The sequence below is a fragment of the Winogradskyella thalassocola genome (assembly GCF_900099995.1).
Taxonomy (GTDB): domain Bacteria; phylum Bacteroidota; class Bacteroidia; order Flavobacteriales; family Flavobacteriaceae; genus Winogradskyella; species Winogradskyella thalassocola.
The window spans coordinates 194,882-207,995 of the sequence record NZ_FNCZ01000006.1; the positions used below are offsets into that span (position 1 = coordinate 194,882).

Annotated in this window: 11 protein-coding genes; 10 read left to right on the forward strand and 1 reads right to left on the reverse strand. The window is 33.2% G+C overall.

What is annotated here, in order from left to right; translation table 11 throughout:
* Positions 1-14: 14 nt before the first annotated feature.
* From guaA to BLT80_RS14470, 8 genes are all read left to right on the forward strand, one after another.
* Positions 15-1,550, forward strand: a complete 1,536-nt coding sequence (gene guaA / locus BLT80_RS14435; RefSeq protein WP_092469194.1) for a glutamine-hydrolyzing GMP synthase — start codon at positions 15-17, stop codon at positions 1,548-1,550.
* An 80-nt stretch (positions 1,551-1,630) separates the two neighbouring features.
* Positions 1,631-3,538 (forward strand): amino acid ABC transporter substrate-binding protein, encoded by a 1,908-nt coding sequence (locus BLT80_RS14440; protein WP_092469196.1) that lies wholly within the window; start codon positions 1,631-1,633, stop codon positions 3,536-3,538.
* Positions 3,539-3,638: 100 nt separating this feature from the next.
* Positions 3,639-4,178 carry a DUF922 domain-containing protein gene (locus tag BLT80_RS14445; RefSeq protein ID WP_139181084.1) on the forward strand — a complete coding sequence of 180 codons (540 nt, stop codon included), beginning with the start codon at positions 3,639-3,641 and terminating at the stop codon, positions 4,176-4,178.
* A 78-nt stretch (positions 4,179-4,256) separates the two neighbouring features.
* Complete coding sequence (locus tag BLT80_RS14450; RefSeq protein ID WP_092469200.1) at positions 4,257-4,490, forward strand: DUF3820 family protein; 234 nt, start codon at positions 4,257-4,259, stop codon at positions 4,488-4,490.
* A gap of 151 nt (positions 4,491-4,641) precedes the next feature.
* On the forward strand, positions 4,642-5,259 hold the full coding sequence (locus tag BLT80_RS14455) for a LysE family transporter (protein WP_092469201.1): 618 nt from the start codon (positions 4,642-4,644) through the stop codon (positions 5,257-5,259).
* 348 nt (positions 5,260-5,607) lie between these two features.
* A complete protein-coding gene (locus tag BLT80_RS14460; protein ID WP_092469203.1) occupies positions 5,608-7,227 on the forward strand; it encodes a CTP synthase in 1,620 nt (539 codons plus the stop codon).
* 121 nt (positions 7,228-7,348) lie between these two features.
* Positions 7,349-9,262, forward strand: coding sequence for a membrane protein insertase YidC (gene yidC, locus BLT80_RS14465; protein WP_092469205.1), 1,914 nt, complete (start codon positions 7,349-7,351; stop codon positions 9,260-9,262).
* 240 nt (positions 9,263-9,502) lie between these two features.
* The gene (locus BLT80_RS14470; RefSeq protein WP_245710274.1) at positions 9,503-9,757 is read left to right on the forward strand and encodes a GNAT family N-acetyltransferase; all 255 of its coding nucleotides are present in this window, start codon (positions 9,503-9,505) and stop codon (positions 9,755-9,757) included.
* A 90-nt stretch (positions 9,758-9,847) separates the two neighbouring features.
* Here the strand turns inward: BLT80_RS14470 and BLT80_RS14475 are convergent, their stop codons facing one another.
* Positions 9,848-10,840, reverse strand: a complete 993-nt coding sequence (locus BLT80_RS14475; RefSeq protein WP_245710273.1) for a fasciclin domain-containing protein — start codon at positions 10,838-10,840, stop codon at positions 9,848-9,850.
* 63 nt (positions 10,841-10,903) lie between these two features.
* On the opposite strand from BLT80_RS14475, the gene BLT80_RS14480 reads away from it, so the two are divergent.
* Both BLT80_RS14480 and mnmA read left to right on the forward strand, forming a co-directional pair.
* On the forward strand, positions 10,904-11,614 hold the full coding sequence (locus tag BLT80_RS14480; protein WP_092469209.1) for a toxin-antitoxin system YwqK family antitoxin: 711 nt from the start codon (positions 10,904-10,906) through the stop codon (positions 11,612-11,614).
* Between the two features lie 214 nt (positions 11,615-11,828).
* Positions 11,829-13,016: a tRNA 2-thiouridine(34) synthase MnmA gene (gene mnmA / locus BLT80_RS14485; RefSeq protein WP_092469211.1), complete on the forward strand. Its 1,188-nt coding sequence runs from the start codon at positions 11,829-11,831 to the stop codon at positions 13,014-13,016.
* Positions 13,017-13,114 lie beyond the last annotated feature (98 nt).

The following is a 13,114-nucleotide window of genomic DNA, read 5'->3' on the forward strand; positions in this document are numbered from 1 at the left end:
CCTTATTTTTGCGCATGCAACACAACAAAGTCCTAATATTAGATTTCGGATCGCAATACACACAGCTTATTGCGCGAAGAGTTAGAGAATTAAACATCTATTGTGAAATTCATCCTTACAATAAAATTCCTTCAGATTCAGAAAGCTTTAAAGCTGTTATTTTATCTGGTAGTCCAAATTCAGTGAGAGGAGAAGCAGTGCTTCATCCTAACTTAAAGGGCATCAGAGGAAAAAAGCCTATGCTAGCCGTTTGTTATGGAGCGCAATATTTAGCCCATTTTTCGGGTGGCGAAGTTGCGGAATCCAATACACGAGAGTACGGAAGAGCTAATTTAGGTTTTGTGAAACCTGATGAAGATTTTTTTGAAAATATACACGAAGGCAGCCAGGTTTGGATGAGCCATAGTGATACAATTAAACAATTACCAACAGGAGGAGTACTTTTAGCGAGTACTACTGATGTAGAAAATGCAGCTTACAAAATTGAAGGAGAGCAAACGTATGCTATTCAATTTCATCCTGAAGTTTACCATACTACAGATGGTCATCAGCTTTTAAGTAACTTTTTAATTAAAATTGCTGAGGTTGAACAAGATTGGACACCACAATCTTTTGTTGAAGAAACCGTTGATAGTCTTAAGGCGCAATTAGGAAACGATAAAGTGGTCCTAGGTTTATCAGGAGGAGTAGATTCGTCAGTTGCAGCAATGTTATTGCATAAAGCTATTGGAAAAAACCTCTATTGCATCTTTGTAAATAATGGTTTATTAAGAAAAAACGAGTTCGAAGATGTATTGCATCAATACGAAGGCATGGGATTAAATGTTAAAGGTGTAGATGCTTCGGCACGCTTTTTGGATGCTCTAAAAGGATTAAGTGATCCTGAGCTTAAAAGAAAAGCAATTGGATCTGCGTTTATTGATGTTTTTGATGTTGAAGCAAATTTAATTCAAGATGTAAAATGGTTGGCTCAAGGAACCATTTATCCAGATGTGATTGAAAGTGTCTCAGCAACAGGAGGACCAAGTGCGACTATAAAAAGTCATCATAATGTAGGTGGATTACCAGATTATATGAAGTTGAAAATTGTAGAACCACTTAGAGCCTTGTTTAAAGATGAAGTAAGACGTGTTGGTGCTTCTATGAATATGGATAAACAACTATTAGGTCGTCATCCATTTCCTGGTCCAGGTTTGGCAATTCGGATTCTTGGAGATCTAACGGCAGAAAAAGTACGTATATTACAAGAGGTAGATGCTATTTTTATTAATAATCTGCGTTCTTGGAACCTTTACGATAAAGTATGGCAAGCAGGCGCAATGTTATTACCTGTTAATAGCGTTGGAGTTATGGGAGACGAACGTACTTATGAAAAATGTGTAGCGTTAAGAGCTGTAGAAAGTACAGATGGAATGACTGCTGATTGGGTAAATTTACCGTATGAGTTTTTACAAAAAACATCAAACGAAATCATAAATAAAGTGAAAGGTGTGAATAGAGTTGTATATGATATCAGCTCAAAACCACCAGCAACTATTGAATGGGAATAAAGAGAGTTTACAGGCTCTCTTATAGTAGAAAATAAAAAAGTAAGCAGTTTTAAATAGGAGTTTACAGTAAAATAGAATTCATGAAAAACATTTTAGCCATCATATTAATTGCGTTTACAATTGGACTAAGTGCTCAAGATTATATTGAGCATACAGTAAAACCAGGCGAGACGATTGAAAGTATAGCCAAAGGTTATTTAGTGACTCCATTTGATATTTATGCGCTAAATCCTGATGCTAGACGCAAATTTCAGCCTAATACTGTTTTAATCATCCCAAATTCTAAGGTAAAGAATGAATCTATTATAGAAGATAGTAGAGAACTTATTGGTTATAAGAATCATAAGGTGAAACGAAAAGAAACGTTGTACGGCTTAGCACAAGAATACAGTGTTTCTGAAGAAGAAATAAAAAAAGCAAACCGTTCTTTATATTCTGAAAACCTTAAGAAAGGTGATAAGATTAGAATTCCACGATTTAAAACAGTAGTCTCTAAACAAACCTTAACGAATACCGTAAAAAAATACACCGTGTTACCTCAAGAGGGAAAGTGGAGGATTGCCTACAAATTTGGAATTTCAGTAGCCGATTTAGAAGCTTTAAATCCATTTATGAATGAAACCATTCAGCCTGGTGACGAGCTAAATGTCCCTAATATAAAAGATAAAGAAGAAAAACAAGTAGAATCGACATTTGGTTATTACGAAGTATTACCTAAAGAAGGGTTTTTTAGATTAAAGGTAAAACTCAATTTAACTCAAGAGGAATTAGAGCAATTAAACCCAGAGTTAAAAGAAACAGGTTTAAAAGCTGGTATGATTTTAAAAGTACCAGAAGGTGTTGATACTAAAAGTCAATTAGAAGCTGTTGAAATCACAAATTTAAAAAGTGGCTTAACCAATTTTAAGACTAAAAAGATAGCCTTGATGATGCCATATCGTCTCGATAGGATTGATGTAGATGCTGTTGAAGAAACTAAAGAGAAGATAAAAGAAACACGTTTATTATCTACAGTATTAGATTTTCATGTTGGAGTTATGATGGCATTAGATTCTGCAAAGCAATTAGGAATTTCAACAGATTTAAAGGTTTTTGACACACGCTATCATGTTTCAAAAACAGCAGAAGTACTTGCAGAGAATGATTTTTCTGATTACGATGCTGTGATTGGACCAATGGAAGAAAATAGTTTTAATCGTGTGGCAATGACACTAAAAGCAGATAATATACCAGTAATTGCTGCAATGAATAAGCCGAAGCAAGTTTATAATAATGTGTTTCAGACTATACCAGATGATAAGTTGTTGAGTAAAACAATGATAGATTTTGTAAAAGCAGATAGTTTAAAAACTAAAGTTGTTATCATTTCAGATCATGCACATAAAACCAGTAGTGAAGCGTTACAAAAGGTCTTTCCTAATTCTAAATTGATCTTAACGCAAAAAGATAAAAAAGATAAAACAAAAGATGCGTATTATATATACCATGCTAATTTGCAGAATGTATTTTCAGCCGGTAGAACAATAGTGTTTTTAGAAACTGATAATTCGTCTTTAGCATCGAGCGTTATAAGCATGCTAAATGCTTTTGCGGTAGATAAAACTGAAATTATTCTAGCAACGTTAAACAAAGGAAAAGCATTTGAAGGAAAAGATATAGATAATAATAACTTATCACATCTTAAATTTCATTACCCATCGGTGCATAAAGATTTTGATGAAACAAAATCAAATGGCTTTGTTGAGGCATATCGAAAAGAATATGGAGTAACACCAAGTAAATATGTAGCACGTGGTTTTGATATTACTTTAGATCTTTTAATGCGTTTGGCTTCTGCTGAAAATTTATATGACGCTTCTATAAATTCTATTGAAACGGAGTATATAGAAAATAAATTTAGATACAATAAAGCGCTGTCAGGTGGTTATATTAATGAAGCTGTATACATAGTAAAGTACGATGACCTTAGAATTGTAAAGGCAGAATAATTTATTTAATAATACCATTAATAGTCATTTCCTAGTCTTACATCGCATTTAGTATTCTACTTTCGAAAAAGATATTACTTTTAATTCGAAATAATTACACTTGAAAAACCTACTTATAATTTTAGCCCTATTTTTTCTTGGAAGCACTTCTAATGAAGAGTCCATGACGTGGAATGAATCTGCTAAGCTAACCTGGGCAGATTTTAAAGCAACACCTAATTTAGAATCTGATGCTGTGGCTTTAACGGCCTCTGGTATTACTTTTGGGTATTCTGTAAATACATCTGGAGAAAGAATTGTTGACTTTTCTACTTCTGTTGAAGCGCATTTTTACCCAAGTAAATCTTGGTATATACAAGACAAAGGGAATGCTTATATATTAGCTCATGAGCAGTTACATTTTGATATCACAGAACTTTATGCACGTAAATTTAGAGCACAAATAAAAAAGTTAGTTGTCAACCAAAATGTAAAAGACCAGATGAACAGGTTGCATGCTAAAATTAATGAAGCCGTTAATGAAACTCAAAAACGTTACGACGCACAAACCAACCATTCTATGAATAGAGAAATGCAAAAAGAATGGGAGATTACAATTCAAAAAGAGCTTAGAGAATTTGAAGATTACAAGTCTTTGTAGTCTAATGATTGTCAAATCTTATTATTATTATTTCATACAACACAATCTACTTTTTATCTACATTAAAATTCATTAAAAATGGAATTAGACGGTACAGTTTTAATTGAATTAGCACATTACAAAATGCCATTTGGCAAATACAAAAATCAATACCTAATAGATATCCCAGAATATTACTATATCTGGTACCAGCAAAAAGGATTTCCTGACGGGAAACTTGGACGTATGATGGCTCAGATGTGCGAAATAAAAATCAATGGCTTAGAAGAGTTGATTTATACGATTCGTAGAGATTTTAAAAAGCAAGGTTAATATGCTTAATCAAGTATAACTTCGGGGTAGTAGTGATACTAGGTAATTAATTGTGCGAATCTTCTTATGAAATTCTTTTGGGTTACAGCAAAGATGAAATGCAGTAATATGCTAACACTCTATATTGTTTATTTGTGGCAAGACATAAATTATGAACTTCTTTACTTGCTTACTTTTGGGATTTGTTATTGCCGCATCAGGTAGTATTACGCCAAGTTTTTTAAATATAACAGTGGTTAAATTCAGTTTGAAAAGCGGTCGAAAATCTGCTTTATATCTTATTGGAGGTTTTGCAACAGTATTGTTTTTTCAAGCTAACATTGGCGCTTATTTATCAAGTGTTTTGATGAAAAACTCAGAATACATTACTAATATTCAAAAGATTGGTACAGGGATTTTATTTCTAATATCTATTTATTTTTTTAGATTACATTTTATTTCAAGAAAGCAGAAAATAAAAGTAAAAATTAAGAAGTCGAAGGCTTATTTACATGGCATCGGTATGTCGCTACTTAATACTTTTGCGATACCATTTTATTTTACATCTATTTCTTTTTTAATAGTGTTAGATTACTTCGAATACTCTTTCCTAAATGGTTTTTATTTTTCAGTTGGCTCTACAATAGGTTCTTTTTCACTATATGCCTTGTATGCTACAGTAGCTAGTAAAATTGAACATAAACTTACTTTTATTGCAACTAAAATGGATTTCATATTAGGGTGTTTAACAGGCGTGGTTGCTATTGGTAATCTGATTTATTTACTATAAGTGGACTGTATGTTTTTAAAAGGCATGTATAGAACTTTAAGATCTTTTTTGTTTAGTAATGCCAAAAGAGATACAGGTACAGTTGGTGTTTCTACAATGCGTTAAATGTCTCATATATTCGGTTAAATGATTCCATGTGCAAATACCTTTCACTTTTAAATGCAAAGTAAGTTGGTTATTAGATTGTAATGTATAGGGAGTGTTTATTTGTAATGATTTGTAAATCATTAGTTAAGGGGGTTGTGTTTTAATATTAACACATTGAATTAATAACATATTAACAAACCTTAAACAAATAGAGAATAACTCATTAAATTTCGTAATTTTGCCTGCGTTTAAAAGCGTATTATGACCACAAACCCTAAGTATATTTTTGTAACAGGAGGCGTGTCTTCTTCTCTCGGAAAAGGCATAATAGCTGCATCTTTGGCAAAACTCCTTCAAGCACAAGGTTACAGAGCAACCATTCAGAAATTAGATCCATATATTAACATCGATCCAGGTACTTTAAATCCTTACGAGCATGGAGAATGCTATGTTACGGATGATGGTGCAGAAACGGATTTAGATCTAGGACATTACGAGCGTTTTTTAAACGTACCTACATCACAAGCTAATAACGTCACAACAGGTAGAATTTATCAGAGTGTTATCGATAAAGAAAGACGTGGTGAATTTTTAGGAAAAACAGTTCAAGTTATTCCTCATATTACGGACGAAATTAAACGCAGAATCCAAATTCTTGGAAATTCTGGTGATTATGATATTGTCATTACTGAAATTGGAGGAACGGTCGGAGATATTGAATCTTTACCATATATCGAAGCTGTAAGACAGTTGGAGTGGGATTTAGGTGAACACAACACATGTGTTATACATTTAACATTAGTACCTTATTTATCTGCTGCAGGTGAATTAAAAACGAAGCCAACCCAACACAGTGTAAAAACATTGATGGAAAGTGGAGTACAAGCCGATATTTTGGTGTGTAGAACAGAGCATCCGCTTAACGATGGTATAAAAACCAAATTAGCCCGTTTTTGTAATGTGAAAAAGGAAGCTGTTATAGAATCTATTGATGCTTCAACAATATATGATGTCCCAAATTTAATGCTAGAAGAAGGCTTAGATAAAGTGGTTTTAAATCAGTTACAACTAAAAAGTGATGTGCCAGATTTAAAACGTTGGAACGAGTTTTTAAAGCGTCATAAGAATCCTAAAAGCGAAGTAACCATTGGTTTAATCGGTAAGTATGTAGAGCTTCAAGATTCTTATAAATCTATTTTAGAATCGTTTATTCATGCAGGAGCGGAAAACGAGGTTAAGGTTAACGTAGAGCCAATCCATTCTGAGTATTTGTCGGAAAGCAATATAGAATTTAAATTGGGCCATTTAGACGGTGTTTTAGTAGCTCCAGGTTTTGGAGAACGCGGTATTGAAGGTAAGATTGATGCGGTACGTTTTGTTCGTGAACAAAATATTCCGTTTTTAGGAATTTGTTTAGGGATGCAGATGGCTGTTATAGAATATGCCAGAAACGTATTAAATCTTAAGGATGCGAATTCTGTAGAAATGGATGAGCAGACTCCAGATCCTGTAATTAATTTAATGGCGTCACAGAAAGGTGTGGTTAATAAAGGAGGCACCATGCGATTAGGAACTTGGGATTGCAATATAGAAAAAGATAGCATTGCATATAAAGTTTATAATGCTGAAACGATTACCGAAAGGCATAGACATCGTTTTGAATTTAATAACGATTATAAAGCGCAGTTCGAAGCAGCGGGTATGAAAGCTACAGGTCTAAATCCTGAAACAGGGTTAGTGGAAATTGTAGAAATACCTAAGAACGATTGGTTTGTTGGTGTGCAATACCATCCAGAATATAAGAGTACAGTAAAAAATCCGCATCCATTATTTGTGGCATTTGTTGCTGCTGCTTTAAAATATAAAAAAAAGAAAAAGTAATTAATAATATGTCACTTTGGCGTAAACAAAACTTTGGATAACTATTTGAGTTAACCAGTTGTAGCCACGCAAGACCTGTCAGGTGCAATATACATGACAGGTCTAAAACTGAAAAATAAACATGGAAGAAAAGAAATTCGACGTTAAATCTATAATAGGGTTTGTCCTCATATTTGGTATACTTTTATACATAATGTACCAAAACCAGCCAACTCCAGAAGAGCTTGAAGCACAGAAAAAAGCAGAGCAGGAGCAGGTTGAATCTGAGAAAACGCAAAGCAAGCAAAATGAAACTTTAGTTACGACTTCAGCAGATTTTACAACTAATGCACAAGTGTTAGATTCTACTCAAAAAGTAGCACTTCACAATAAAGTAGGGTCTTTTGCATATGCATTAACCTTACCATCTGCAACAGACAAACAAACAAGAGTTGAAACGGATGTTTTTGAATTAAAGTTTGACAATAAAGGCGGTCACTTAGCAGAAGTAAAATTGAAAAACTTTGTGGATTATGATTCTGTACCGATTTATATGGTAAAGGATAATAATAGTGCTTTCAATATTACGTTCGGTACGTCGGATAATAGAACACTAAATACGCAAGATTTTCCTTTTCAACCAAGTGTAACTAAAAATGGAGAAAATACAGTAGTTTCTATGAAACTTAAAGTTTCTGAAACAGCATTTTTAGAATACCGTTACGAGTTGAAACCTAATGATTATATGATTGACTTTTCAATTAAATCACAAGGTTTAAGTAATGTTTTTAATACATCGCAACCAATTGAATTAGATTGGAAACAAAAAAGTATTCGTCATTCTAAAAGTATAAGTTACGAAAATCGCTATACGAGATTAACGTATATGTATGATGATGGTAAAGTAGATAAATTATCGCAAGCAAGTGATGATGACGAATCGATTAATGATGTAGAGTGGTTATCTTACAGACAGCATTTTTTCAGTACTATTTTAGTGGCTAACGATAGTCCGTTTAATAAAGCTGCAATAACATCTGAAGATTTAGTAGAGGACGAAGAAATTGATACTCTATTTACAAAGTTGTATACCTCTAAAATACCTCTAGCTTATAGTGGTGGCGAGTTAAATCAAAACTTAGGTCTGTATTATGGTCCAACAGATAATTCAACATTAAAAGCATACGATAAAGACTTAGAAAAAAGTATACCATTTGGTTGGGGAATTTTTGGATGGATAAATGTCGTATTGTTTATTCCATTATTTGGTTTCCTTAGTGGATTTTTACCATATGGTATTGCTATTATTGTAATGACCATTTTAGTAAAAATCGTATTGTCTTTTGTACAGTATAAGCAATTTTTATCTCAGGCAAAGATGAAAATCTTAAAGCCGGAGTTAGATGCAGTAAGAGAAAAGTATAAAGACAATAAATTAAAAGCACAGCAAGAAACTATGGCTATTCAAAGCCGAGCTGGTGCAAGTCCATTGAGTGGATGTTTGCCAGGTTTAATGCAAATTCCTGTGTTCTATGCCTTATTTATGTTTTTCCCAACGGCTTTCGAATTAAGACAAAAAGGATTCCTTTGGGCAGACGATTTAAGTTCTTATGATTCTATTTTAGATTTACCATTTCACATTCCATTATATGGGGATCACGTTGCATTATTCCCAATTTTAGCGGCTATTGCTATTTTCTTTTATATGAAAATGACGACTGGTCAGCAAATGGCAACACAGCCAACACAAGAAGGGATGCCGGATATGGCGAAAATGATGAAGTATATGATTTACTTCTCTCCAATCTTAATGTTGGTATTCTTTAACAACTATGCTTCTGGTTTAAGTTTATATTACTTTATTTCTAACTTAATTAGTATTGGTATTATGTTAGTAATTAAAAACTACATTATTGATGAAGATAAAGTGTTAGCTAAAATTGAAGTCAGCAAAACGAAGCCTAAGAAACAAAACAAGTTTCAAAAGAAAATGGCTGAGATGATGGAACAAGCTGAACAGCAAAAACAATCACAACAAAAAGGGAAGAAGAAATAATTAATCTTTGCCTTACTACTAAATATGAAACCTATAGCCTCAACATTTTTGTTGAGGCTATTTTATTAAATAATTTGAACGGATGAAAATCGAAGTTTGTAACAAAGCAGCTACTATAACAATTGTGGATGGTCTTAACGCCTATTATTTAGATAAGGTAGCTGCTCAGATATATGGACACGATTAGAATTTAGTATAAAAAATGAGAAAGACAAGGTCATTGGCGGTGTTTTAGCGGGAATCAATTATTGGAATGGTTTAGAAATTAAAATACTTTGGATAGATGAAGACTACAGAAATCAAGGTTTAGGAAGAACCTTATTAAAACATCTTGAAAATAAAGCTATAAAGCGAGGTGTGAGCATCGCAATAGTAGATACTTTTGATTTTCAAGCAGAAGAGTTTTATATAAAAAATGGCTATGATGTTATTGGTGAAATTAAGAATTTTCCAAAAGGTCATCGTCGAATTTATTTTTCTAAAGTATTAGAATAAAAAAGACCCAAACCTTTAACCGTTTGAGCCTTTTCCTAACTAATTAATCAACCTAATAAAAATGAGGATGTCTACCTCAATTTTTTAATTTTATTGCATTGGTAAAAGTACTTTGTCTATAACATGTACCACACCATTAATAGATTGAATATCTACAAGGCTCGTTACAATATTACTTACACGCGCATTAGGATCTGTTAATGTAAATGCCGTATTATCAGCAGTTATGTTACCTCCTAAAGTTGTAACAGTTCCATTTGGTAAACCACTAGATTGCACATTACCACTTACAATATGATATGTTAAAACAGCATCAACTGTTGCTGGGGCTAAATCACCAAGAGCAGTATTTCCAGAAGGATCTAACTCTAATAATAAATCAGCAAAAGCATCATTTGAAGGAGCAAATACAGTGAATGGTCCAGCAGTTGCATCGGATACTGTAGCGATATAAGGTACTGTAGGTGTACCACTGTCAGCCAATTGTAAAGCAGCTACTAAATTTGATAAAGCAGGATTGGTTGTTGCAAACGTTGCAATAGTTGGTAAACCAATAACTTCGTCAACAATATGAACAATACCGTTTGTTGCAGTGTTATCTGCATTTGTAACGGTTGAAGATCCATTCAACATCACTCCATTAGATGTTGTGTAGTATAAACTAAGATTGGCTTCGTTTGGCCCTGTTGCAGCGGTATTCGTATATCCTGATCCAGCATTCACTAAATCTGTAGACGTTACAGTAGCACCTATAATAACGTGATTTAATAGAATGTTTTTTACTAATGCTTCTTCAGCCGTAGATAAATTATCTAAATCTAAACCTGTGTCATTTAATAATTGAGTAAATGCATCATTTGTAGGCGCAAAAACCGTAAAAGGTCCTTCACCTTGTAAAGTAGTTACTAAATCGGTAGCTTGTAAAGCGGCAGCTAAAGATGTTAAATTGTTCTCTAATGCTACATCTATAACTGTAGTTGTAGCTGGTGTTGTTACGTTGTCATCATCATCACTACAAGAAGTAAATCCTATAACCAATAGAAATACTGAAAGTAATTTGAAGTTTTTTAAAATAATTTTCATTGTTTTGAGTTTTATATTGTTCAACATTCAAACCTCGACCGGTTTGTTTAACAAAATTACAAAATGATTAAACAAAAAGTTTGCGCACTTTTCACTTTAACACTATTTTTAACATCTGCCCTTGCTCAAAATCCGGTAAATCAATTGGATAAAGACGGACTACGACACGGTTTTTGGACTAAAAATTACCATAAAACCAAAGAAAAACGTTACGAAGGAGTTTTTAAACATGGAAAAGAAATTGACTCGTTTAAATTCTACACCTTATCCGGAGGTAAAAGTGTTTTGAGTGCTATAAAGGTATTTAATGAAACAGATAGTATTGCTGATGTTACGTTTATAGCATCTACTAAAAAAGTGATTAGTGAAGGTAAAATGAATGGCAAGCGATTTATCGGACTATGGACGTTCTATCATAAAAATTCTTCAATAAAAATGATTGAAGAAAATTATAATGAGGACGGTTTACTTGAAGGAGAACGTTTTGTATATTTTAAAAACGGAGGTGTTGCAGAAAGTGCACATTATAAAAATGGAGAACTCGATGGTGAATCTAAATGGTTTTCAGAGAAAGGTGTTTTGCTAAGACATACCCATTATATAGTTGGAGAGTTAGAAGGCAAAACGATTAATTATGATGCTCTTGGAGATATAACTTCAGAAGGTAATTATAGTAATAGTCAGAAAAAAGGAATTTGGAAGTATTATGAAGACGGAAAACTAAACAAAGAAATAAACCATACGACACAAGAAGTAATTTCAAAAAAGGAATAGTTTAAGGCTATACATCACATAGAATTTCAGAATGGCAATCTTAATAGGATTGCCTTTTTTATTTTGTAATTTTGCCTAAGTTTTTCGAACTAAAACGTTATGAATATTTAATATTCATGTTTTAAATTGTCCCCTTAAGGGGACTTTAGGGGTGTTTTTAAAAAAGCATCTAATTATTAATTAAAAGTGATACCTGCTTTTGCAGGTAATTAATATGAAAAGAGTCATCGTAGGACTTTCGGGAGGAGTAGATTCTAGTGTTGCAGCTTATCTTTTAAAAGAGCAAGGCTACGAAGTTATTGGACTTTTTATGAAAAATTGGCACGATGATTCTGTGACCATTTCAGATGAATGTCCGTGGTTAGAAGATAGCAATGATGCCATGTTGGTCGCAGATAAATTAGGCATTCCTTTTCAAACGGTAGATTTAAGTGTGCAATACAAAGAGCGTATTGTAGATTACATGTTTAACGAATATGAAAAAGGACGCACACCAAATCCAGATGTACTTTGTAATCGCGAAATAAAGTTTGATGTCTTTATGGATATCGCTTTAGAATTAGGTGCAGATTATGTCGCTACAGGTCACTACTGCAGAAAAGGAACGATTGAAAAAGACGGAAAACAAATCCATCAGTTGCTAGCTGGTGCAGATGATAATAAAGATCAATCTTATTTTTTGTGCCAATTATCGCAACAGCAATTAGCGAAAGCTTTATTTCCTATTGGCGAATTATTAAAACCAGAAGTAAGAGAGATTGCCAAAGCACAAGATTTAATTACAGCCGAAAAGAAAGATTCTCAAGGTTTGTGTTTTATAGGGAAAGTAAGATTACCAGAGTTTTTACAACAACAATTAAAACCGAAGGTGGGAGATATTGTTGAAGTGGCAGATACGTTTGAAATTTACAATGAAGCGCTTCCAAAGTTCGATTCAAAAGAACATGAGTTGGAAGCTTTATCAAAAAAACCAACCTATACTCTAACAGACGGAAAAGTGGTAGGTAAACATCAAGGTGCACATTATTTTACTAAAGGCCAACGAAAAGGTTTAGGGGTTGGTGGTACTGTAGAACCTTTATTTGTAATAGATACAGATGTAAAAGACAATATAATCTATACAGGGCAAGGAAAACAACATCCTGGTTTATACAGAAATGTATTGTTTGTGACGAACGAAGAATTGCATTGGGTGCGCGAAGATTTAGCCATAAACGAAGGTGAAACCATGGAAGTCATGGCGAGAATTCGCTACAGACAAACCTTAGAAAAAGCAATTTTGCATAAAGTCGCTTCAGGTATGTATGTGGAATTTGAAAACAAACAATCCGCAATTACAGAAGGTCAATTTGTCGCATGGTATTTAAAAGATGAATTATTAGGATCAGGAGTTATTTCTTAACTTGCCTTTAATATCATTTTTCTGATAGATGAAATAGAAGTCGTCAGTTCGGGTAATTTTTAATTTTTTTTTGGTTAAAAATTATATCGAGAACAAGT

Excerpts from the sequence above, each read along its gene's own strand:
- guaA (WP_092469194.1), top strand. The coding sequence starts at position 15 with ATGCAACACAACAAAGTCCTAATATTAGATTTCGGATCGCAATACACA.
- BLT80_RS14440 (WP_092469196.1), top strand. The coding sequence starts at position 1,631 with ATGAAAAACATTTTAGCCATCATATTAATTGCGTTTACAATTGGACTA.
- BLT80_RS14450 (WP_092469200.1), top strand. The coding sequence starts at position 4,257 with ATGGAATTAGACGGTACAGTTTTAATTGAATTAGCACATTACAAAATG.
- BLT80_RS14455 (WP_092469201.1), top strand. The coding sequence starts at position 4,642 with ATGAACTTCTTTACTTGCTTACTTTTGGGATTTGTTATTGCCGCATCA.
- BLT80_RS14460 (WP_092469203.1), top strand. The coding sequence starts at position 5,608 with ATGACCACAAACCCTAAGTATATTTTTGTAACAGGAGGCGTGTCTTCT.
- yidC (WP_092469205.1), top strand. The coding sequence starts at position 7,349 with ATGGAAGAAAAGAAATTCGACGTTAAATCTATAATAGGGTTTGTCCTC.
- BLT80_RS14475 (WP_245710273.1), bottom strand. The coding sequence starts at position 10,840 with ATGAAAATTATTTTAAAAAACTTCAAATTACTTTCAGTATTTCTATTG.
- BLT80_RS14480 (WP_092469209.1), top strand. The coding sequence starts at position 10,904 with ATGATTAAACAAAAAGTTTGCGCACTTTTCACTTTAACACTATTTTTA.
- mnmA (WP_092469211.1), top strand. The coding sequence starts at position 11,829 with ATGAAAAGAGTCATCGTAGGACTTTCGGGAGGAGTAGATTCTAGTGTT.